Annotated in this window: 23 protein-coding genes and 1 tRNA gene; 7 read left to right on the forward strand and 17 right to left on the reverse strand. The window is 63.7% G+C overall.

Features of this window, described 5'->3' with window-relative positions:
• Positions 1-185: 185 nt before the first annotated feature.
• Positions 186-869: a type 1 glutamine amidotransferase gene (locus AArcCO_RS01940; RefSeq protein WP_259534709.1), complete on the reverse strand. Its 684-nt coding sequence runs from the start codon at positions 867-869 to the stop codon at positions 186-188.
• Entirely contained in the window at positions 869-2,506 is a 1,638-nt protein-coding gene (locus tag AArcCO_RS01945) for an ABC transporter substrate-binding protein (protein ID WP_259534711.1), read from the reverse strand. Before AArcCO_RS01945 ends, AArcCO_RS01940 begins: the two co-directional genes overlap by 1 nt.
• 134 nt (positions 2,507-2,640) lie before the next feature.
• Between AArcCO_RS01945 and AArcCO_RS01950 the strand changes: the two genes are divergently transcribed.
• Positions 2,641-4,017: a metallophosphoesterase gene (locus tag AArcCO_RS01950; protein ID WP_259534712.1), complete on the forward strand. Its 1,377-nt coding sequence runs from the start codon at positions 2,641-2,643 to the stop codon at positions 4,015-4,017.
• Positions 4,018-4,039: 22 nt separating this feature from the next.
• On the opposite strand, the gene AArcCO_RS01955 is transcribed toward AArcCO_RS01950, so the two are convergent.
• From AArcCO_RS01955 to AArcCO_RS01970, 4 genes are read right to left on the reverse strand one after another with little or no spacing between them, the layout of a single operon-like run.
• Entirely contained in the window at positions 4,040-5,056 is a 1,017-nt protein-coding gene (locus AArcCO_RS01955; protein WP_259534713.1) for a thiamine pyrophosphate-dependent enzyme, read from the reverse strand.
• Complete coding sequence (locus AArcCO_RS01960) at positions 5,056-6,273, reverse strand: hypothetical protein (protein ID WP_259534714.1); 1,218 nt, start codon at positions 6,271-6,273, stop codon at positions 5,056-5,058. Before AArcCO_RS01960 ends, AArcCO_RS01955 begins: the two co-directional genes overlap by 1 nt.
• The gene (locus AArcCO_RS01965) at positions 6,273-6,548 is read right to left on the reverse strand and encodes a 4Fe-4S binding protein (protein WP_259534715.1); all 276 of its coding nucleotides are present in this window, start codon (positions 6,546-6,548) and stop codon (positions 6,273-6,275) included. Before AArcCO_RS01965 ends, AArcCO_RS01960 begins: the two co-directional genes overlap by 1 nt.
• A complete protein-coding gene (locus AArcCO_RS01970; protein ID WP_259534716.1) occupies positions 6,545-7,090 on the reverse strand; it encodes a pyruvate ferredoxin oxidoreductase subunit gamma in 546 nt (181 codons plus the stop codon). Before AArcCO_RS01970 ends, AArcCO_RS01965 begins: the two co-directional genes overlap by 4 nt.
• Positions 7,091-7,366: 276 nt before the next feature.
• Between AArcCO_RS01970 and dph5 the strand changes: the two genes are divergently transcribed.
• Positions 7,367-8,164 (forward strand): diphthine synthase, encoded by a 798-nt coding sequence (gene dph5, locus AArcCO_RS01975; protein ID WP_259534717.1) that lies wholly within the window; start codon positions 7,367-7,369, stop codon positions 8,162-8,164.
• Here dph5 and artA read toward each other — a convergent pair whose 3' ends face one another.
• From artA to AArcCO_RS01990, 3 genes are all read right to left on the reverse strand, one after another.
• The gene (gene artA / locus AArcCO_RS01980) at positions 8,165-9,358 is read right to left on the reverse strand and encodes an archaeosortase A (protein WP_259534718.1); all 1,194 of its coding nucleotides are present in this window, start codon (positions 9,356-9,358) and stop codon (positions 8,165-8,167) included.
• Positions 9,359-9,449: 91 nt separating this feature from the next.
• Positions 9,450-10,235 carry an NAD-dependent glucose-6-phosphate dehydrogenase Azf gene (gene azf, locus AArcCO_RS01985; RefSeq protein WP_259534720.1) on the reverse strand — a complete coding sequence of 262 codons (786 nt, stop codon included), beginning with the start codon at positions 10,233-10,235 and terminating at the stop codon, positions 9,450-9,452.
• A gap of 131 nt (positions 10,236-10,366) precedes the next feature.
• Positions 10,367-10,448, reverse strand: a tRNA-Ser gene (locus AArcCO_RS01990).
• 148 nt (positions 10,449-10,596) lie between these two features.
• On the opposite strand from AArcCO_RS01990, the gene AArcCO_RS01995 reads away from it, so the two are divergent.
• Both AArcCO_RS01995 and AArcCO_RS02000 read left to right on the forward strand, forming a co-directional pair.
• A complete protein-coding gene (locus tag AArcCO_RS01995; protein ID WP_259534721.1) occupies positions 10,597-10,800 on the forward strand; it encodes a hypothetical protein in 204 nt (67 codons plus the stop codon).
• Positions 10,801-10,854: 54 nt separating this feature from the next.
• Complete coding sequence (locus AArcCO_RS02000) at positions 10,855-11,259, forward strand: DUF7383 domain-containing protein (RefSeq protein ID WP_259534722.1); 405 nt, start codon at positions 10,855-10,857, stop codon at positions 11,257-11,259.
• 14 nt (positions 11,260-11,273) lie between these two features.
• On the opposite strand, the gene AArcCO_RS02005 is transcribed toward AArcCO_RS02000, so the two are convergent.
• The 5 genes from AArcCO_RS02005 to AArcCO_RS02025 all read right to left on the reverse strand — a co-directional run bounded on the left by AArcCO_RS02005 (position 11,274) and on the right by AArcCO_RS02025 (position 13,570).
• On the reverse strand, positions 11,274-11,423 hold the full coding sequence (locus AArcCO_RS02005; protein WP_259534723.1) for a hypothetical protein: 150 nt from the start codon (positions 11,421-11,423) through the stop codon (positions 11,274-11,276).
• A gap of 57 nt (positions 11,424-11,480) precedes the next feature.
• A complete protein-coding gene (locus AArcCO_RS02010) occupies positions 11,481-11,681 on the reverse strand; it encodes a ribbon-helix-helix domain-containing protein (RefSeq protein WP_259532794.1) in 201 nt (66 codons plus the stop codon).
• A gap of 64 nt (positions 11,682-11,745) precedes the next feature.
• On the reverse strand, positions 11,746-12,723 hold the full coding sequence (locus tag AArcCO_RS02015) for a permease (protein WP_259534724.1): 978 nt from the start codon (positions 12,721-12,723) through the stop codon (positions 11,746-11,748).
• Entirely contained in the window at positions 12,720-13,121 is a 402-nt protein-coding gene (locus tag AArcCO_RS02020) for an ArsR/SmtB family transcription factor (RefSeq protein ID WP_259534725.1), read from the reverse strand. Before AArcCO_RS02020 ends, AArcCO_RS02015 begins: the two co-directional genes overlap by 4 nt.
• A 308-nt stretch (positions 13,122-13,429) precedes the next feature.
• Positions 13,430-13,570, reverse strand: coding sequence for a hypothetical protein (locus tag AArcCO_RS02025; RefSeq protein WP_259534726.1), 141 nt, complete (start codon positions 13,568-13,570; stop codon positions 13,430-13,432).
• Positions 13,571-13,850: 280 nt separating this feature from the next.
• On the opposite strand from AArcCO_RS02025, the gene thsB reads away from it, so the two are divergent.
• Both thsB and AArcCO_RS02035 read left to right on the forward strand, forming a co-directional pair.
• A complete protein-coding gene (gene thsB, locus AArcCO_RS02030; RefSeq protein ID WP_259536506.1) occupies positions 13,851-15,488 on the forward strand; it encodes a thermosome subunit beta in 1,638 nt (545 codons plus the stop codon).
• Between the two features lie 130 nt (positions 15,489-15,618).
• Complete coding sequence (locus AArcCO_RS02035; protein WP_259534727.1) at positions 15,619-16,650, forward strand: tRNA 2-thiolation protein NcsA; 1,032 nt, start codon at positions 15,619-15,621, stop codon at positions 16,648-16,650.
• Between the two features lie 30 nt (positions 16,651-16,680).
• Here AArcCO_RS02035 and ftsZ read toward each other — a convergent pair whose 3' ends face one another.
• From ftsZ to AArcCO_RS02050, 3 genes are all read right to left on the reverse strand, one after another.
• On the reverse strand, positions 16,681-17,838 hold the full coding sequence (gene ftsZ / locus AArcCO_RS02040) for a cell division protein FtsZ (RefSeq protein WP_259534728.1): 1,158 nt from the start codon (positions 17,836-17,838) through the stop codon (positions 16,681-16,683).
• 3 nt (positions 17,839-17,841) lie between these two features.
• On the reverse strand, positions 17,842-18,021 hold the full coding sequence (locus AArcCO_RS02045) for a transcriptional regulator CdrS (protein ID WP_119813688.1): 180 nt from the start codon (positions 18,019-18,021) through the stop codon (positions 17,842-17,844).
• Positions 18,022-18,260: 239 nt separating this feature from the next.
• Positions 18,261-18,887 (reverse strand): double zinc ribbon domain-containing protein, encoded by a 627-nt coding sequence (locus tag AArcCO_RS02050; protein WP_259534729.1) that lies wholly within the window; start codon positions 18,885-18,887, stop codon positions 18,261-18,263.
• Between the two features lie 163 nt (positions 18,888-19,050).
• Here AArcCO_RS02050 and AArcCO_RS02055 point away from each other — a divergent pair, with 163 nt between their 5' ends.
• Complete coding sequence (locus AArcCO_RS02055) at positions 19,051-19,662, forward strand: translation initiation factor IF-2 subunit beta (RefSeq protein WP_259534731.1); 612 nt, start codon at positions 19,051-19,053, stop codon at positions 19,660-19,662.
• Positions 19,663-19,672: the final 10 nt, after the last annotated feature.

Genomic DNA, 19,672 nt, shown 5'->3' on the forward strand with positions numbered 1-19,672 from the left:
CTCCGTTCTCAAGGAGCAACGCAGCGATCATCGGGAAGGAGAGCGTTAGCGAGAGCAAACCTCTCGTTCGCAGATCAGAACACTTCGCCTTCTGAGGACGCAGTAGGGTGGGAGGAAGCCGAGTCACCGATTTTCAAATCGGCGCTACCGACGAAGGCGCCGTCACCGACGACCGGTGGCGAGACTCACGCGATCGCGTCGAGGTAGTTTTCGAAGACCGCGTGGACACGCTTCGCCTGCCGTTCGTTGGCTTCGGTCAGGGTCTTCCGGACCGCATCGAAGTCTGGCTCGGTTTCCGGATCGTCGGCGTCGGCTTCGACCGAGTCGACGAGATCCCTGCCGTACTCCAGCCCGATCTCGGGGTGAAACTGCACCGTAGCGTGATCGCCCACCCGCATTGCCTGCAGACAGACGCCGTTTGCGGCGACGATGTCGGCGCCGTCCGGCGGCTCGACCACACCGTCCCCGTGACTCTGGAAGCTCACGAACTGCCGAGGGACGCCATCGAACAGCGGATCCCCCCAGTGGACGGCGCCGCGATACCCCAGTTCACCGTCGGACAGCTCCTCGACGCGACCGCCGTAGGCGTCTGCGATCGCCTGATGGCCGAAACAGACGCCGAAACACGACAGGTCGACGTCGCGGATCCACGCTCGGAGCTCGTCGAGGTACGGCTCGTCGTCGTAGACGCTGTCTGCCGATCCCGAGATGATAGCTGCGTCGTACCCGCCGGGATCCGGGAACGTTCGCTCCTGGATTCGGTAGTCCGAAAGCGAACATCGGTATGAATCGAGCTCGCCGAGGATTCCGCGGAAGTTGTCGAACGTCCGATCGGGATTCGGCGAGGCGTTCAGCAGTGCGACTTTCATCACTCGTCGAGCCAGACGTTGTTGTAGTCGCTGACCAGCCGCGGGTTGCGCTGTTCGCGGGGATGGGCGACGAGGTCGTTCACGTGGTCCCGGATACCCAGCGACACGCTGAGGCTGTACGCCGGGATGTGCAACCGGTCTTCGAGGATCGTCTCGATGGCCGACTCGTACAGCGGACGGCGCTCCTCGATGCTTCCGCCGCGACGGGCCTGGAGGATCTCGTCCATCAGGTCGTCATCCCGGTAGTAAACTCCGTTCGTGACTCCCTCCTGACTTTCGTGAAAGAGGTTGTACACGTAGTTGTCGGGATCGGGGCCGCCGAGCCAACCCAGCGTGTACATGTTGCAGTCGTCCTCGTTTCCGGTGTTGTACGTGTCGGTGAACGTCCCCCAGTCGAGCCGCTGGACCTGGGCGCTGTAACCGATTTCCTCGAGCCCGTTCCCGACGCTCACCCCGATCTGCTCGCGGATGTCGTCCGGCGGCGTGAGGATGGTGAACTCGTAATCCTCCGACACCCCCGCGTCCTCGAGCAGTTCGGCTGCCCGATCCAGGTCGCGATCGTGGGGGATCTCGGCCCACTCGTCGATCGGGAACTCCCACGTCTCGGCCACCGGGACCGGGACCGGCCCGTAGTTTCGGACGCCGGCGGGTTCGACAAAGTTCTCGACGGCCTGGTCCATCGAGAACACGTAGTCGATCGCCTCCCTGACCTGCGGATCGGCAGCGGGCCCCTCGTTCGTGTTGAAGGCAAGATAAAAGTAGGAGATCCCCGGCGCCTCGTCGATTGTCGCCTGCTGGTTGTTCTCGACGGTCTCCCACAGCTGTGGCGGGATTCCACCGATAACGTCGACGTCACCGGTTTCCAGTACCGTCACGCGGGTGGTCTGTTCCTCGATCGGTTCGAACCGAAGCCGCTCGACGTTCGGGGATTCGTCCCAGTAGTCATCCCACCGCTGTAGCTCCACGAACTCCCCTTCGGTCCAGTCGACGAACTCGTAGGGACCCGAGCCGACCGGTGCCTCCTTGTTGAACGCCGTCCTGTCCTCGGTCCGGACGTCCATCGGGACGATGTTGCGGGTGAGAACCAACGTGAAGAAGGGCCCATAGCCGAACTCGAGGTCGATCTGCACCGTCTGCTCGTCGACGATGTCGATGGACTCGATCATGTCGACGTCGGCTGCGTTGGCTGTCTCCTCCTCGAGGGGTGCCTCCAGGGAGTGTTTCACGTCGGTCGCCGTCACCCGTTCGCCGTTGTGGAACCGCGGGCCATCCCGAAGTTCGACGATGTAGCGCTCGCCGTCGCGTTCGACGGTCGGCAATTCCGCTGCCATCTTTGGTACGGGCTCGGTTCCCGCGTCGAAGTCGTACAGTGGTTCGTACAGCTGTGAGGCGATCTGCTGGGAGTAGATGTCGTCGATCTCGATCGGATCGAGCTCCAGGGGCGTCTGCTGCTGGGCGAAAACGAGCTCTCCGCCGTCACGCCCGTCCCCGGTTGTATCCTCTTCCTCGCCCGTTTCTGGCTCTCCTTCGGTCGAGTCGTCACCTCCGAGACAGCCCGCGAGAGTGAGAGTAGTGATACCAACCCCCACATGCAGAACGTTACGCCGCCGCACCGTTTCCTCCTTTGTTCGAAACATTAACCCGCAAGAAGGCAGCGCTTCCGACATGTTGTCTCTATTGCATCACTCAAATATTACTGCTATCTCGAAGCTGTTCTCGACGACTCGTTCTCGAGGGCAACCCCTATTACGCCGGAACCGGAGCACCCGATATGGCTGCCGAGGGCGAGGACCCGGTCTACTACGTGATCAGCGATCTTCACATCGGCGGCGACGAACAGCTGGAGGAGATCGAGTTCTTCGATGAACTGTTGGACTTCCTGCAACGGCTGGCGAAAACCGACGAGGACGCCGAGCTGATAATCAACGGCGACGCGTTCGGCCTCTGGGAGTTCACCGGGATCGACGGCCCGGAGAAGTTCGACGTCCTCGAGGAGACGTATCCGGAGCTGTTCGAGCAGCTCCGGGACACCGGCGAGAACGTCCCGATCACGATGCTCCCCGGCAACCACGATCACGAACTCGCCGCCTACGAGGAGTACGTCGATCGGTTCGCAGCGTACAACGTCGAGGTCGTCCAGGACCGGTCGATCACCCGCCCGGTCGGCGACCGCGTGATCCACTTCGAGCACGGCCACCAGCAGGATCCGAACAACCGGATCGAAGACTGGGGGAACCCCCACATGACGCCGCTGGGCTACTTTTACAACACCCACGTCGTGAGCCGTGCCGGCCACCTCTCGGATCGCGGCCGGTTCAACTGGCTGAAGGACGTCCAGGCGGTGACCCCCACGGAGCGAATGCCGAACTGGCTGGTCTCGAAATACTTCTACCGGGAGATGAACCCCCTGTTGCGGTACGCCGCGGTCCCGTTTTTGTTCCTGTTCAACATCAGCCTCGTGCTCGCGGTGCTGGCGGGGCTGGACCTGGCGGGGATCTGGTCGATGCCGGTCGAGCGAACCGAGGCGTTCCTCGGCCAGTTCGGGATCGCCGGGGCGGCCGCCCATCTCCTGCTTACTGTGAACGTCGCGATCGCCGGCCTGCTGTTGCTCGTCGGGATCCCCGCCTACTTCTTCCTGCGTGACGCCCGGAAAACGATCGACCGTTTCGGCGTCTTCGAGACCGAGATCACGGTCGATCCGGAGCGACCGTACCGCAAGGCCGCACGCGAAGTGTTCTTGCAGAACCCCGAGACGGCGATCTTCTGTTACGGTCACACCCACCGTCCAAAGGTTCGGCAGGTCGACGGCGGGCTCCTGGTCAACACTGGCACCTGGCTGAAGCGACTCCACCGTCGAGAGGTCATCGCCGGCCGACTGCCGCCGGTCTTTTATCCTTCCTACCAGCTGTGTGCCGTCCGCATCGAGTCCGAGCCCGAGGGTGTGGCCGTCGAATACGAGGCGATCGAAAAGCCCAGCCCGGTCTCCGAGGAGCTCACGCTCACCGAACGACTCCTGACGCTCGGTCGCGAACCGAACCCGACGCTCCCCGACCGGACGGTCCTTTCGGACGGTGACGACTCTCGAACTGACGATACGCGCGAACGCGCGAGCACAGCAGACGTGACGACGGAATCAGCCCGCGGCTGACGGGGCCTCGTGGTTTTCGGGGCTACCCGTCGATACCGAGGTCTTCGGCCTGCGCGTCGATCTCGGCCTGGATCGCCTCGATCGTTTCCTCGCCCGCGTCGCCGCCAAACAGGTGGGAGAACCGGTCCTGCCGTTCGAGATACGCCTCGACTGGCTTGCGATCGCGAACGGTCTTCGCGCTCGTCACCTCGCCGTGTTCCATCTCGTAAATCGGATAAACGCCGGTCTCGACGGCGAGTTCGCCCATCTCGATCGTCTCGGAGCCGTCGAACCCCCAGCCAACCGGACACGGCGAGAGCACCTGCACGTAGGCGGGTCCGTCGACTTCGAGTCCCCGGGAGACCTTCTTCCGGAAGTCGATCGGATCGGAGATGCTCGCGGTCGCAACGTACTCCACGCCGTGGGCGGCCGCGATCGCCGGCATGTCCTTCTTCGGTGCGTCCTCGCCGGTACTGTACTCCCCAGAAGGCGTCGTGGTGGTGTGGGCTCCCGGCGGGGTGGAACCGCTGCGCTGGACGCCGGTGTTCATGTACGCCTCGTTGTCGTAACAGACGTACAGGACGTCGTGGCCGCGTTCGAACATACCGCTGAGGCTGCGCATCCCGATGTCGAACGTGGCTCCGTCGCCGGCGAAGACGATGAAGTTCACGTCCTCGTGATCCTCGAACTCCTCGCGACCCCGCCGGGAGAACGACCGATAGGCCGCCTCGACACCCGACGCGACGCCGGGGGCGTTGGCGAACACGTTGTGGATCCAGCTGACGCCCCAGGCGCTCTCGGGGAACGGGGAGGAGACAACCTCCATACAGCCGGTCGGGTTGACGACGATCGTGTTTTCGCCCGCCTCGTCGACGACGTGCCTCGCGACGATCGCCGGCCCGCACCCCGAACAGGCGCGGTGCCCCGGCGCGAAGCCAGCGTCGTCGTAATCGAACTCGAATTCGTCGGCATCGTCGAATTCGTCGGCAGCCTCGGTTTTGTCGGAATCGTCGAATTCGTCTGGTTCGTCCGATCCGTCTTCGAGTTGATCGGTGGCCATCAGTGAGACACCTCCTCGGGAAGGATATCCTCGCGGAGCTGAGGCCAGATCTCGCGGTCCTCGGTCGGGGCCTGGTGGGGAGGCACGTCGGCGTCAGCGTACAGCTCCGCGCTCATCTCCCGGACGTCCTCGACGGTGACGTCGCGGCCGGCCAGACCCAGCACGTAGTTGCGGACGAGCGGACGGTCCGGCAGGTCGTACAGCTCCGCCTTCAGTTCCATCGTCAGCGGCCCGCCGGATCCTGGCGAGATCGCCTTCTCCAGGACGCCGACGGCCTCGACGCCGCCGAGCGCCTCGCGAAGCGCCTCGCCCGGGAACGGACGGAACACCCGCGGCCGGACGACGCCGACGCGGATCCCGTCCTCGCGCGCCCGGTCGACGGCGTCCTTCGTGGTCCCTGCCAAACTCCCCAGCACGACGAGCGCGACGTCAGCGTCTCCGAGCCGGTAGGTGTCGAGCAGTCCTCCGGCGTCGCCGTACGACCGGCCGAAGACGTCCTCGAACTCCGCGGTGGCACGCTCGATCGCGTCGCCGGCCTGCAACAGCACCTCGTGTGGGACGTACGTCGTCTCCGTCCAGTGTTCCGGACGCGCGTACGCGCCCATCGTCTTCGGGTCCGAGGGATCGAGGGTGTGTTCGGGCTCGTACCGCGGCAGGAACTCCTCGATCGCTTCGGGTTCGGGGACGTCGACCGGCTCCTGGACGTGCGTGAGTACGAACCCGTCGAGGTTCGACATGACGGGCAGCTTCAGCTCCTCGGCGACGCGGAACGCGATCAGCGTGTTGTCGACTGCTTCCTGGACGTCCTCGGCGTACAGCTGGACCAACCCCGCATCGCGCTCGGCCATCGCGTCGGTGTGATCGTTCCAGATCGAAAGCGGCGCGGAGATGCTGCGGTTCGCGACCGCCAGCACGAGCGGCAGCCGCATTCCGGCGGCGGTAAACAGCGGTTCGCTCATCAACTTCAGCCCGTTGGAGGAGGTCGCGGTGAACGTCCGTGCGCCGGCGGCGCTGGCGCCGATCACCGACGAGGCGGCGTTGAACTCGCTGTCGATCCGCAGGAACTCCCCGTCGTAGGCGCCCTGCGCCGCCAGGTCGGCGATTCCCTCGACGATCCCCGTCTGGGGCGTGATCGGGTACGCCGAGACGACGTCCGGATCCGCGCTGACGACCGCCTTTGCGACGGCGTCGGTGCCTTTCATGATCTCGCGAGCCATCATTTCACCTCCGGGACCATCTCGATCGCGTCGACTGGACAGCGCTCGGCGCAGATCCCGCATCCCTTACAGTAAGTCAAGTCCACGTCGTACGCGCCGTTCTCGATTTCCTGTGCGACCCCGTCCGGGCAGAACCGTTCACACAGGCCACATCCAATGCAGGTGTCGTGATCGAACACCGGTCGCTGGGAGCGCCAGCTGCCGGTCTCGTTTGCGAGGCTCGTCCGGGGCTCTACGACCGCACCGAGGGTCAACTGCTCGTCGCTGCCGCTCATGCGGACACCTCCCGGACGGCCGCGTCGATGGCGGCGGCGTTCTTCTCGGCGATCTCGCCGTCGAACTTCTCGTAGACGACCGACTTCGCGTACTCCGGTTCGACCAGCCCGGTTGCGGCAGCGAATGCCCCCAGAAGCGACGTGTTCGCGATCGGCACGCCCAGATGTTCCCGGGCGATCGCGGTGGCGTCGACCGTCCTGACTTCCACGTCGATCCCCGCATCGAGTTCAAGCTCCTCGACGGCGTCAGTGCTGTTGACGAGCAACAGCCCGTCGTCGCTCATTCCGTCTGCCACGTCGACGATGTCCAGCAACGACGTGTCCTGGACGATGACGTAGTCGGGCGCGGTAACCTGGCTCCGGTCCCGGATCCGATCCTCGTCGAGCCGGACGTACGCCTCGACCGGCGCCCCGCGACGCTCCACGCCGAAGGCCGGGAACGCCTGCGCCCACCGGGAGCCCTCGAACGCGGCTCCCGCGATGAGCTGGGCCAGCGTCACCGACCCCTGTCCGCCGCGACCGTGAATTCTGATTTCCTGCATACGAGCGTTTCCCAGTAGTCTGTAGGAACACGGTCTCGGTCAACTTACTCCCGCTATGTTGGGGGACTATATCATATCAGTTCGCTGTAATGTTGATGAAAAATGATGGAGATATCCCAATACTATCTGTGGATTGTGTCCAACATCAGGGGTATGATATTTCATGCCATGTTTTCACGGTGCAGTAGTTCCCGGGTTTCGGATGGTCGTTCGCGGGAGCGTTTCTGTCAGGTCGGGATGCCGGGTGCTTATCTCTCCGGCCCGCTTGCCGCAGGTATGCTCACGTTCATCGGACTCGGGCTCTACGACGAGCGATCCATCACCGTCGAGGGACGGGAAACGCTCCGGTCGGCAGACCGGGTCTTCGCCGAGTTTTACACTAGCCGGCTGATCGGGACCGACGTCGAAACGCTGGAGGCGTATCACGACGTCGAGATCGAGGTTCGCGACCGGGAGGGTGTCGAACGGGATCCGGGGCCGATTCTGGAGGCGTCAGCCGAGGGGAATGTGGCGTTTCTCACGGCGGGCGACACGATGATTTCGACGACTCACGTCGACCTTCGCCTGCGGGCTCTCGAACGGGGGATCGACACCCGAGTGATCCACGGGGTGACCGCCGAGTCGGCCGCCGCGGGGCTCACCGGCCTGCAGAACTACCGGTTCGGGAAGGCGGTCACGCTCCCGTTCCCGTACGCGCACGGCGGCGAGGACGTCCCCGACAGCGTGATCGACACGATCGAGACCAACCGGGAGCGCGGGCTCCACACGCTGGTGTATCTCGACATCAAGGTCGGCACCGGCCCGCGGGGACCGGACCCGGAACACGAGGAGTACATGACGGCCGACGTCGCCGCCGACCTGCTCGCGTCGGCGTGGCACGACGAACTGGGTGTCGTGGTCGCGCGAGCGGGGAGTCCGGATCCGGTCGTCGCGGCCGACCGGCTGTCGAACCTTGCCGATCGATCGTTCGGCGAGCCGCTCCATCTGCTCGTTATTCCCGGCGACCTCCACCACATCGAGGCCGACGCGCTGGGTGGGCTGGCGGACGCGTCCGCGGAACTTCTCGGCGAGTGATCAGTCCATCGCGTCGGGGTCGCTCGATTCGCCCACCTCGCTCTCGGGGGCCTCCGTCGTTTCGGCACCGGATCCCTCCGACGCCTCGGAACCGGCCGCGTCCACGGACGCCGTCGCCGCGGATCGCCCGGCACCGTCGAGATTCGTCGGCTCTCGCGGGAGGTCGATCACCTCCTGGAGGTCGTGTTCTTCTCCGGTGAGGACGTAGAGAACGTCCTCGAGCACGATCAAAAGCTCCGGGAGCTGACGGACGACCAGGTAGGTAACGCCGATCAAGGCGACAACTGCCAGCACCTGGCTGATGATCCGATCGGAGACCAGAAACGAGACGCGGTAGGGGCTGGCCTCGCCGAACAGGAACAGCACGGCCTCGGGGAACCAGTGCATGTACTGGTTGCCCGTGACGATCGTGATGAACGAGGTGCGCAGCACGTTGAGCACGTAGATGATGCCGATCGCGATCGCGAGCGCACGGAGTTTGCGAACCAGCGGTGCCCGGACCGCAGCGATCAGGCCCGCGAAGATCGACATGCTCCCGATCCCGGTGCACGCGAGCACGACGCTGACGTGGATGATGTGTTCCTCGCCACCGTCGTCGTAGAGCCACCTGAACGTGGCGTCGTACCCCTCGCTGCTTTCGATCATCTCCGGCGTGTATCCGACCGCCTCCATCACGAGTGCAGTCATCACTGCGGTGTGTTCGATCAACACCTGCCTCGGGGCGGGAAGCGCGATCCCGGCGACAGACAGCGCGGGGATCGTCTCGAACGGAAGGTAGACGACGCCCATGACTGCCACCGCGCGCGTGAGGACGAACAGTGTGTCCCGCCCGGAGTAGACGAGCCAGCCGACGTACGCCGACGCCGGCACTGCGACGAGGCTCAAGAGCCCCTCGACGTACGACTGGTGGACGAACGCGAAGTGGGGGACCAGGTTGAGCCAGAACGCGGCGAACGTGAGCCACGCAGCGAACGCCACTACCCGGACGGGTTTCCCGATCGGGGCGTTCTCCGGTGAAGTGGCTCCCCCGACGCGCCGACGCTCCCGCCACTCGAGGAGGGCGGCAAGCACGAACAGGCCGATCGAGAGCCACGCCAGCCCGTCGGAAACGGGGCCGACCTCGAACAACCCGTCCGGGCCGACCTGGAGAACGCTGGTCGGCGCGGGGGCGGATCCGGGGACCGTGCCGTACATATCCGCGGTAAGGTGTTGGGCGAGTAAATCCCTTGTCACTCGACTTGCTGGGTCCGGTCGGTCGTCAGTCGTTTTTGTATCCAGTCGGTCGTCACTCGTCTTTCGGCGTTCCGTCGAACCGGTACTCCGCGGAGTTGTCCTGCGGATCGTACCCCAGCACCTCTCGGGCCCGATCGATCGAGTAGTACTTCCGGTCGTTGTCGGAGATACCGTAGACGATCTCGAAGCCGTAGTCGGCCCGGAGACACCGGTCGAACAGGTGGGCACAGTCCCGGTGGGAGAGCCACATCGCGTGGCCCCGTTCGTACTCCGGCGGCGGATGTTCCCCGGTCAGGTTGCCGATCCGAACACACACCACCGAAACCCCGTGCTCGTCGTGGTAATACCGGCCGAGGAACTCGCCGGTCGCCTTCGAGACGCCGTAGAGGTTCCCCGGACGGGGGAGTTCGGTGCCGTCCAGTCGAAACTCGTCGTCCGGGCGGTACATCCCGGGCGTCCGGTCGTCGGTCTCGTAGGCGCCGACGACGTGGTTTGAGGAGGCGAACGCGACCTTCTCCACGCCGGCTTCGACCGCCGCGTTCATCACGACCTGCGTGCCGTCAATGTTGTTGCGGAGGACGCTGTCCCACGGGGCTGTCTTCCGGGGGTCGCCGGCGAGGTGGATCACCGCTTTGCAGCCGTCGACCGCCTCCGCGACCGCCGACTCGTCGGTGACGTCCGCGACGACGACGTCCTCGTGGGTTACCCCGGGTGGACGCTTCTCTGGCGACAGCGGTTCGCGGTCGAGCAGGCGCCAGTCGTACGACTCGCCGATCCCGTTCAGGATGGCCTGTCCGACCCGGCCCCCTGCGCCCGTCAACAGGACTGGCTCGTCCATTCACGTGTCACTCCGACGAGCGAGGGGAAATATCGTGTGGTTCGCCTGTCCGGAAGTCGGGCTGGCCGTCGTTCGAATCCCCTCCAGGGACCGCCACACGCGGCGCTCGAAGAGTGAGCGCCGCGAGAAGACGCCGGGAGAGGGATTCGAACCCCCGATCCCGTGAGGGAACACGCTTTCCAGGCGTGCGCCTTTCCACTCGGCCATCCCGGCCCGTTCGACTCTACTCCGGTGAGACTGTTAAGTCCTTCTTTTCGTGTGACGACGGCGCAGGCTGTTTTCGACTGGTGTCGGCACGGACGATCGAACCTCTGTCTTTCGGGAAAGCTTATTACTGTGGGAATAGTTAGCACAGGTGACGATGCCAGATACGAAGACAGGCCGCGAACGGAAAGGTCGTAACAAGCGGAGACAGCTCGAGCGGCGCCTGGCGGAACGAGAGCTTCGTGCCGACGAGGAACCGCCGGCGATGCGGCTCGAGGAAATCGACTCGGAGTATCTGGTAGACCCGTCGGACCTCGAAGAGTTCGACGGGACCGACAGCTTCGACTGGATCGACGGCTGAGGGACGAGGTCCGAACACGTCGTTCTTTTTGTACTCCGACGCGAACAGGGAGTCGTGAGAGTCCGCGCCAACTACGCGACGATCTACGTCGGCGCACAGCTCGGGCCCGACGAGCGGAAGCTGGATCTCGACTGGACGACCGATGCGGGTGATCGCACCGACGCCCACGAGTTCGAGGTCCCGACGGCAGATCCCCGCGACGCGTACGTCGGCATCCAGGCGTTCGACGTCGACGCGTACGGCCACGAGATCATCGTCAACGGCGAGGCGATGTCCGGGTTCGACATCCCACCGAACGACGGCTGGCAGTACTGGGTCGACACCCTCACCGGAACGTCGCTCGTCGAGGGTACCAACACGCTGGAGATCGCCCGCGACACCGAAAGTGTGGACGCCTTCGCCGTCGGGACGGTAACCGTTCACTGGAAGGAACCGATCGAAGGGGCGGACGCCGAATAGGGGAAACAGTTGTCTCAGATAAACAGAATGTTGAATAGCAACCCTACTGTGATCCCGATTCCGACGACTGTGCCGGCGTAAATTGCCAGCAGCCGTCGTTCGAACAGCTTGTTCAGGAGCGTGTCATAGAACTCTTCACACACTCTAGTCAGCCTAGTTACCATTATAGCACGTTATCTGCTTAGAGGGCCGTGCACCGAGTGCACGTGGTTTAGAACTAGTCAAAGAGTACCCTTTCGTTTCCGAATAATGATTTCTCGCACCCGTTCAACGTGGTTCGTCTCGGATTGAACGAATGCTGTGAGGATGGCTTCGACGATCTCGGAGCGGCTGACTCCGAGATCGTCACATTCAGCGACCAGTTCATCTACTTCTTGCACGATTTCCTCGTCAACAGCGACTCCGAACTTCTCTTTTGCCATAGTTATAACACTCTAAGAACAGCGTGCACCAAGTGCACGGCGCTTTCAATTCGTTAGAGCTGATTCAGCGAGCCATGAGAACTATTCTATGACACGCTCTGTTCAGGAGAATCAGGTTCGGAATGCTGATCCCGGCACCGCCGACGACGAACGCGAGCACCGTTCCGATCGGAATCCCCTGATCGAAAAGCGCCGCCGCGATCGGAAGCATCCCGCTCATCCCGACGTAAATCGGCGCGCCCGCGACTGCGGCAAGCGGTGTGGCAAGCGGGTTCTCGGGGCCTGCGATCCAGTGGAGCACGTCCGTCGGTACTGCTCCGTGGATCAGTGCCCCGATCGCGATCCCGGCGATGAGGTACGGGAGGGTGCTCCAGAAAAACCTGAGGGCTCCGCGTCCGGCTGTAGCGAACCGTTTTCGGTGGGTGTCGTTCACGCCGGAACTGCAGCCACAGCCGCCGCCGGCAGCCGTCCTTGACGTTCCGTCGGCTGTTGGCTTCGGCGTTCCGCCGTCAGTCGTCGCCTCGACTGTCTCGCCTGGGGCGTCCGCCCCGGCTGTGGTCGTGACCTCACGCCCGCCCGCAGTGATCCGGACGTCCTTGACGTAGTTTGTCAGACCGAGACGACCGATGACGACACCGCCCACGATCGCCGCGGCCAGCGTCGTGACCACGTATGCGACTGTGATGAGCGGCCCGAACAGCCCGAACAGCAACACCACTGCGATCCAGTTGACCAACGGCGACGCGAGCAGGAACGAAAACGCCAGCCCGAGCGGAGCCCCCGCCCCGAGAAGTCCCGCGAGGATCGGAACCGTCGAACACGAACAGAAGGGCGTGACCGCGCCGAACCCCGCAGCTGCGACGTTTCCCGTCCCCTCGTCGTGTGATCGGAGGGTCGCCTCGACCCGCTCGGGCGGGAGATACTCCTTGGCGAGTCCGACCAGGAACGAGGCACCGATGAACAGTGGGCCGAGCCTGACTGCCAGGTAGACGAAATAGTCGGCTGACTCGGCCAGTGCGGCTTCGTATCCCGTCGGGATCATTCGTCCCGCTCCGTTTCCTCGTCGTTCCCGCCCATCGCGGCGGCGAGATCTAACAGCTGCAAGCTTGCAGTGTCTGCAATCCGGTAGTGGGTCCATTTGCCCTCCTTTCGGGTGTAGACGAGTCCCGCGTCCCGAAGCGTCGAGAGGTGAGACGCCACCGTCGATTGGGGCGCATCGAGAACTTCCTCGAGTTCGCAGGCGCAAAGCTCCCCGTCCCGCAGCGCCTCGAGGATCCTGATCCGATTTTCGTTTGCGAGCGCCTTGAACACCGAGAGCTGATCGGCGGTTGTCTCCCCGTCTGTACGTCTGGCGTCGAGTAGCGACTCGTCCCCGCAGCCACACTCGCCGAGGCGACCGAGGGTGTGACTAACTGACTCCGTACGTTCGTTTCCGCTCATCTGTGTTCCTCCTGCGTACTCATCCGTGTTCCTCCTCACTTGCCGTCCCGTTCGATGGAGTCAGATTCAATTTTCTCGATTTTCAAACCACAGGTACACCCGTCGTCGTCGCCCGGACCATTGCTTTTAAACACATTTGCCAGGCGACTGATGAGGGACGATTTTCTCATATATATCGAGTTTTCTCGATATGTGTATATAGTTTTCGTCTGTTCTCAGACGCACAGACTTCCGAGAAATGGGAGAACGGAGATCGAAGGCTGTGGGGTCTTCGTTCACAAATAGTCCGGAGAGCCTCTTTCGTCAGTTCAGGGCTCCGGGTCCTCACCGTTCCCTTTCACGCCTTCGACGCGCTCGGTCTCGCTATCGTCGTCGCTGTTCTCGTCATCGTCGGAGCCGTTACCCCGCAATTTCTCGACGAGGTGACTGACGAGTATTCCGTGTCCCATGTATCGAAGGTATCCGATCCGAATGGAAGGAGATTTCGGCCGTTCCTCGGTTTCCCCTCATAAACCGGGGACGTTACTCCTCAAAAGGGCGGCCTATTCGGAGTCATTATCCGTGTGAGTGGATACCATAAATCTCGACCATCCGGCTTTCTGTCCGGCGTTTTCTCTCCACTATGCACTCTCCGCCGATCGCCGGGCCTCGAATCGTTAGCAATACATTTATATAGAATCACAAACAACGAACCGCTGTACTATGAGCCAGCGAATGCAGGGACAGCCGATGATAATTCTCGGAGAGGACTCCCAGCGCGTCAAGGACAAGGACGCCCAGGAGTACAACATTTCGGCCGCGCGCGCTGTGGCGGAAGCCGTACGCTCGACGCTCGGGCCGAAAGGGATGGACAAGATGCTCGTCGACTCGCTCGGCGACGTCACCGTCACAAACGACGGAGTCACCATCCTGACCGAAATGGACATCGACAACCCGACCGCCGAAATGATCGTCGAGGTCGCCGAAACCCAGGAGGACGAGGCCGGCGACGGCACGACCACGGCGGTCGCGATCGCGGGTGAACTGCTCAAGAACGCAGAGGATCTCCTCGAGCAGGACATCCACCCGACCGCGATCATCCGCGGATTCAACCTCGCCAGCGAGCGCGCACGCGAAGAAGTCGACGCCGTCGCGTCCGAGGTCGACCCCGACGACGAGGAACTGTTGCAATCGGTCGCCGAAACGTCGATGACCGGCAAGGGCGCCGAACTCGAGAAGGAAGTGCTCGCGGATCTGGTCGTCCGGGCGGTCGGACAGGTCACCGTGGAGGCCGACGACGGCTCCCACGTCGTCGATCTGGAGAACCTCAAGATCGAGACCCAGACCGGCCGGTCGGCGGGCGAGTCCGAGCTGCTTACGGGTGCGGTCATCGACAAGGATCCGGTCCACGACGACATGCCCACCGACTTCGATGACGCCCGGATCCTGCTCGTGAACGAGCCGATCGAGGTCGAAGAGACCGATGTCGACACGCAGGTCAGCATCGAGTCGCCCGACCAGCTCCAGAAGTTCCTCGACAAGGAGGAACAGCAGCTCCGAGAGAAGGTCGACCAGATCAAGGAGACGGGCGCGAACGTTGTCTTCTGTCAGAAGGGGATCGACGACCTCGCACAGCACTACCTCGCGAAGGAGGGCATCCTCGCTGTCCGCCGCACGAAGAAGTCCGACCTGAAGTTCCTCAAGAACGTTCTCGGGACGACGATCGTCACCGACCTCGACTCCGCAAGCGAGGCGGACGTCGCGGATGGGTCGGTCCGGCGCGACGAGGAAGGCGACCTGTTCTACGTGGAAGGGCCCGACTCCCACGGCGTCACGCTCCTGCTGCGCGGCTCGACGGACCACGTCGTCGACGAGCTCGAGCGAGGGATCGAGGACGCGATCGACGTCGTCGCCACCACCGTCTCGGACGGCCGCGTGCTGCCGGGCGGCGGCGCGATCGAAGTCGAACTCGCCCGTCGGCTGCGCGATTACGCCGACTCCGTCTCCGGGCGCGAACAGCTCGCAGTCGAGTCGTTCGCCGACGCTCTCGAGCTGGTTCCCCGCGTGCTCGCGGAGAACGCCGGGCTCGACAGCATCGATCTGCTCGTGGACCTGCGTGCGGCCCACGAGGCGGGCGACGAATCCGCCGGTCTGAACGCCTTTACCGGCGACGTCGAGGACACCTTCGATGCGGGCGTCGTCGAGCCTGCACACGCCAAGGAGCAGGCGATCTCTTCGGCCGCCGAAGCCGCCAACCTCGTGTTGAAAATCGACGACATCATCGCCGCCGGTGACCTCTCCACCGAAGGCGAGGAAGACGAGGCTGGGCCCGGTGCCGGCGGCATGGGCGGTATGGGCGGCATGGGCGGTATGGGCGGCGCGATGTGAAGCCGGACACAGCCTGACCGCAACCGCCGTCGACCGCAACTGCCGACGAACGGTTCTGACTTTTCGACCGGACACCGAAACTCGATCGCGTCCCGAAACCCGTATCGGTGCTCGCACGTACCTGACGGTGATGGAGTGTTCGAAGTGTGACCGTGAGGCGGTGATGCACGCTGCCTACAGCGGATCGCACCTGTGTGAAGAACATTTCACCCGATCACTCGAGCGGCGGGTCCGGCGTCGGATCCGGGAGGACGGCCTCGTTCCCGATCACGCGACGCCCGCAGATCCCGACCGGTGGTTGATCGGGCTCTCGGGCGGCAAGGACAGCGTCGTGCTCACCCAGATCCTCGCGGAGACGTTCAGCGAGGATCCCCGGATCGAACTGCTGGCACTCACGATCCACGAGGGGATCGAAGAGTATCGCGACGAGTCGCTGTCGGCCTCCCTGGATCTCACCGAGGAACTCGGGATCCGCCACGAGGTCGTCCACTACGAGGAGGAGTTCGACGTCCGGATGGACGACGTCGCCGAGGCGGATCCGCTGGGGATGTCGCCGTGTGCCTACTGTGGCGTATTCCGCCGGGATCTGCTCGAGAAGTACGCTGCGGAGCTCGATGCGGACAAACTGCTCACCGGGCACAACCTCGACGACGAAGCACAGACGGCACTAATGAACGTCCTCGAAGGGGACGTCCGACAGATCGCCAAACACTTCGACGCCTCGCTGGGGCCGTTCGACGAGCGAACGATCCCGGCGGAGGACGGGTCCGATGACGACGCCGATCGCGGTACCGACGACTCCGGAGCCCGGCAGGAGACGTTCGTGCCCCGGGCGAAGCCGCTCCGGGACGTCCCCGAAAAGGAGGTCGCACTGTACGCCCACCTGCGGGAGCTTCCGGCTCACATTACCGAGTGTCCGCACGCGAGTGAAGCCTACCGCGGGGAGATCCAGTCGCTGCTCCAGGATCTCGAGGAGAACCATCCGGGTACCCGTCACTCGATCCTCTCGGGGTACGAGGAGCTCGCCTCGCTTGCAGCAAACCGGTACGACGGCGCCGGGGGCGACCGCGTGGAACTCTCCGCGTGCGAGCGATGCGGCTCCTCGACCAGCGGCGACGTCTGTCGGAAGTGCCGGCTGCTCGAGGCGGTCGAGGACGCCTGAAAAAACCGAAAGCGGACGGCTCGCGGGACGTTATCGGATGACGTCCAGGCCGTTGTTCGTTTCCTGGGGTTCGCGTCCGCCGTCGGACTCCCAGCTCGCGCGGTCGGCGGCGTCGAACGACTGGCCGTCGATGCTCGCGCGGGACTTGTCGGCCTGCTTTTGGGTGGACGGGCCGAGCACCTGCGCGCTCTGGACGCCCGTCATGATCGCCATCACGCGGACCTTGCCCTTGTACTCGTCCTGGATCCGGGCGCCCCAGATCACGTTGGCGCTCGCCTCGAGGCGTTCGGTGATGTTGTCGGCGATGCCCTCGGCCTCCTTCAGCGTGAGGTCGGGACCGCCCGTGATGTGGACGAGTCCGCCGGAGGCACCGCGATAGTCCACGTCCAGGAGTGGGTGGTTCATCGCGTCGTTGACGACCTCCTGGGTCTTGTTTTTGTCCTGGGTCTCGCCGACGAGCATCACCGCGACGCCGCCCTGATTCATGATAGTGGACATGTCCGCGTAGTCCAGGTTGATCAGGGACGGCTGGGTGATCGTCTCGGAGATCCCTTTGACCGTCTCGGCGATGATCTGGTCCATCACCGAGAAGGCCTTCCCGATCGGCAGGTTCGGCACGTAATCGAGGAGCCGATTGTTGTCGAGGACGATAATCGAGTCGGCCTCGCCGCGGAGCCGCTCGAGCCCCTCCTCGGCTTTCACCGTGCGGGCACGCTCGACGTTGAACGGCGTCGACACCATGCCGACGACGATTGCGCCCTGGTCTTTAGCGATCTTCGAGACGACCGGCGCGGCGCCGGTTCCGGTGCCGCCACCCATGCCGGCGGTGACGAACACCAGGTCCGCGTCGCCGAGCACCTCCTTGATCGTTCCCTGGGCCATCTCGGTCGCGCGCTCGCCCATGTCGGGGTCGCCGCCCGCGCCGAGCCCGGCCGTCAGGGATTTGCCGACGAGGATCTTCGTGTCGGCCTCGACCATTTTGAGATGCTGCTTGTCCGTGTTGATCGCCACGGTGTCGGCGCCGTCGACGCCGATGTTGTACAGTCGGTTGACCGTGTTGTTGCCGGCGCCGCCACAGCCGACGATCACGATCCGCGGATCGCCGAACTCCTCGTCGTCCATGGCGTCGTCCATCTCGCGCTGCTCGATCCGGGCGTTCTCCATCGCGTCTTTGACGATATCCTGCATCGTCTACACCTTCGCCCAGTTGTGGTTCCGGCGACGCGAGTCGGCTTCGCCGTCGTTTTCGTTTATCATCTCCCGGACCGCCGAACGGATCGCTTCCGAGCGGTTCGGGAACTGGCCGGTCTCGACCATCTGTTCGACCTCCTCGATCTGCTGTTTCGGGATGCGAAGTGTCACACGCTCCATATTTTTGTTCCCCCGGTAAGACGGCCGGCCACGCCGGATACCGTCTTACACGCAAAAACCGCCCGACGTGGGCGACCCACCCCGGAGCGGCGTCACGCTGTAAGACGGCCGTCTTACGCAATCGTATCCACCGATGGAATACACTTAAAAGTACCGGCTGTCGTAAGACATTTCGGTGAACTGGCCGTAAACGGGGCTAATTCGTTCGTTTTCGGCGTTTGCACGTTTTCTATCGCTGCCTATCTCGGGTCGAGGACGTCCGCAGCCGGCGTTCGACGACCGCAACTCGGACAGAACGACCAGTCGGAACGGAGCTCGTCGCCGCAGTCACAGAACACTCTACGGGACGACTTCTCGCCGCAATTCGGGCAGTAGACGTGTTCTTCCGGGACGTCTTCGCCACATTGCGCGCACGTCTTACGCTGTGTTTTCGTTTCGTCATCCGTGTTTTCGACTTCTGTCTTACGAACGTCCTCGTTCGCGTCACTCTCTGTTTCGTGTGTGGTGTTAGAATCTACACCTTCCGCGGTAGCACCCTCGAGACTGACGTTTACGGTCACTTCGGGCGATGACGGTGGTGTATACGACCCGAAACGGGCGTCGAGCCGTTCCGAAACGAGTTCGTCGACCCGCTGGGCGATCAGCCCGTCGATCCCGTCTTCCTCGAGGCCGTCCCCGGCCGTCGAGCTCCCCGGCGATGATTTCGAGGAAACTGCCCCTGTTCGGGTCACGTCCCCGCTTTCATTGCTGTCGGACGCGTCGAGAAACGCTCGAAGTGCCTCCCGCATGACCTCGCTTTTGGAGGCGTCGTACGCCTCCAGCCGCTCGACGAGGTCGTCGTCCGCGCGGAAGGTGATCTTGCTCATCGTTCCACAATTCGTTCCCCAGTATTTTAATCTTCCCACCCGTCGGACAGGTGTCTGTCACTCGTCAGTCAACTGTCAGTCGCTACCGTTTCTTCGAGAGCTGCCCGGCCGTGTGAGCGAGACTCGCGGAAGGGCTTTCAGTCTCCTCCCCGTCACTCGAGGCATGGATTACGAAGCGAGCCTGGATCGAGCGATCGATGCCATGCCGGAGCTCGGCGGGGAGGAGGCGCGGCTGCGAATACCGGACTCGGAGGCGGAACCGGACGGTGCGTTCACGCGCTTTACGAACATTTCGGCCGTGGCCGACGCGCTCTCGCGCGATCCGGAACACCTCCACAGTCACGTCCAGCAGGAACTGGGGACGGCCGGACAGTTCGAATCCGGACGCGCACGGTACAACGGAAACTTCAGCGGGGCTGACTTCGACGAGGCCGTCGAAGGGTACGTCTCCCGATACGTCACCTGCTCTGAGTGTGGCCTCCCGGACACCCGGCTCGTCACCGAGGACCGCACGGAAATGCTCCGGTGTGAAGCCTGTGGGGCGTTCCGTCCCGTCGCGAAAGGACACGTGAGCAAGCCCAACCGCCGGGAGCGGGAAACCGTAGAGAAGGGCAAGACGTACGAACTCGAGATCATAAGTACCGGCCGAAAGGGCGACGGCGTCGCCGAACGGGGCGAGTACACGATTTTCGTCTCCGGCGCGCGCGAGGGGGAGACCGTCCGGGCGTACGTCGAAAGCGTGAGCGGGACGCTGGCGTTCGCACGGAAGGCATAGGCCGACGATC

The sequence above is a fragment of the Halalkaliarchaeum sp. AArc-CO genome, from assembly GCF_024972735.1.
In the GTDB taxonomy this organism is placed as follows: Archaea; Halobacteriota; Halobacteria; order Halobacteriales; family Haloferacaceae; genus Halalkaliarchaeum.

Bases quoted from the DNA above. Each gene is read 5' to 3' on its own strand.
- AArcCO_RS01940 (WP_259534709.1), bottom strand. From the start codon at position 869: ATGAAAGTCGCACTGCTGAACGCCTCGCCGAATCCCGATCGGACGTTC.
- AArcCO_RS01945 (WP_259534711.1), bottom strand. From the start codon at position 2,506: ATGTTTCGAACAAAGGAGGAAACGGTGCGGCGGCGTAACGTTCTGCAT.
- AArcCO_RS01950 (WP_259534712.1), top strand. From the start codon at position 2,641: ATGGCTGCCGAGGGCGAGGACCCGGTCTACTACGTGATCAGCGATCTT.
- AArcCO_RS01955 (WP_259534713.1), bottom strand. From the start codon at position 5,056: ATGGCCACCGATCAACTCGAAGACGGATCGGACGAACCAGACGAATTC.
- AArcCO_RS01960 (WP_259534714.1), bottom strand. From the start codon at position 6,273: ATGGCTCGCGAGATCATGAAAGGCACCGACGCCGTCGCAAAGGCGGTC.
- AArcCO_RS01965 (WP_259534715.1), bottom strand. From the start codon at position 6,548: ATGAGCGGCAGCGACGAGCAGTTGACCCTCGGTGCGGTCGTAGAGCCC.
- AArcCO_RS01970 (WP_259534716.1), bottom strand. From the start codon at position 7,090: ATGCAGGAAATCAGAATTCACGGTCGCGGCGGACAGGGGTCGGTGACG.
- dph5 (WP_259534717.1), top strand. From the start codon at position 7,367: ATGCTCACGTTCATCGGACTCGGGCTCTACGACGAGCGATCCATCACC.
- artA (WP_259534718.1), bottom strand. From the start codon at position 9,358: ATGTACGGCACGGTCCCCGGATCCGCCCCCGCGCCGACCAGCGTTCTC.
- azf (WP_259534720.1), bottom strand. From the start codon at position 10,235: ATGGACGAGCCAGTCCTGTTGACGGGCGCAGGGGGCCGGGTCGGACAG.
- AArcCO_RS01995 (WP_259534721.1), top strand. From the start codon at position 10,597: ATGCCAGATACGAAGACAGGCCGCGAACGGAAAGGTCGTAACAAGCGG.
- AArcCO_RS02005 (WP_259534723.1), bottom strand. From the start codon at position 11,423: ATGGTAACTAGGCTGACTAGAGTGTGTGAAGAGTTCTATGACACGCTC.
- AArcCO_RS02010 (WP_259532794.1), bottom strand. From the start codon at position 11,681: ATGGCAAAAGAGAAGTTCGGAGTCGCTGTTGACGAGGAAATCGTGCAA.
- AArcCO_RS02015 (WP_259534724.1), bottom strand. From the start codon at position 12,723: ATGATCCCGACGGGATACGAAGCCGCACTGGCCGAGTCAGCCGACTAT.
- AArcCO_RS02020 (WP_259534725.1), bottom strand. From the start codon at position 13,121: ATGAGCGGAAACGAACGTACGGAGTCAGTTAGTCACACCCTCGGTCGC.
- AArcCO_RS02025 (WP_259534726.1), bottom strand. From the start codon at position 13,570: ATGGGACACGGAATACTCGTCAGTCACCTCGTCGAGAAATTGCGGGGT.
- thsB (WP_259536506.1), top strand. From the start codon at position 13,851: ATGATAATTCTCGGAGAGGACTCCCAGCGCGTCAAGGACAAGGACGCC.
- AArcCO_RS02035 (WP_259534727.1), top strand. From the start codon at position 15,619: ATGGAGTGTTCGAAGTGTGACCGTGAGGCGGTGATGCACGCTGCCTAC.
- ftsZ (WP_259534728.1), bottom strand. From the start codon at position 17,838: ATGCAGGATATCGTCAAAGACGCGATGGAGAACGCCCGGATCGAGCAG.
- AArcCO_RS02045 (WP_119813688.1), bottom strand. From the start codon at position 18,021: ATGGAGCGTGTGACACTTCGCATCCCGAAACAGCAGATCGAGGAGGTC.
- AArcCO_RS02050 (WP_259534729.1), bottom strand. From the start codon at position 18,887: ATGAGCAAGATCACCTTCCGCGCGGACGACGACCTCGTCGAGCGGCTG.
- AArcCO_RS02055 (WP_259534731.1), top strand. From the start codon at position 19,051: ATGGATTACGAAGCGAGCCTGGATCGAGCGATCGATGCCATGCCGGAG.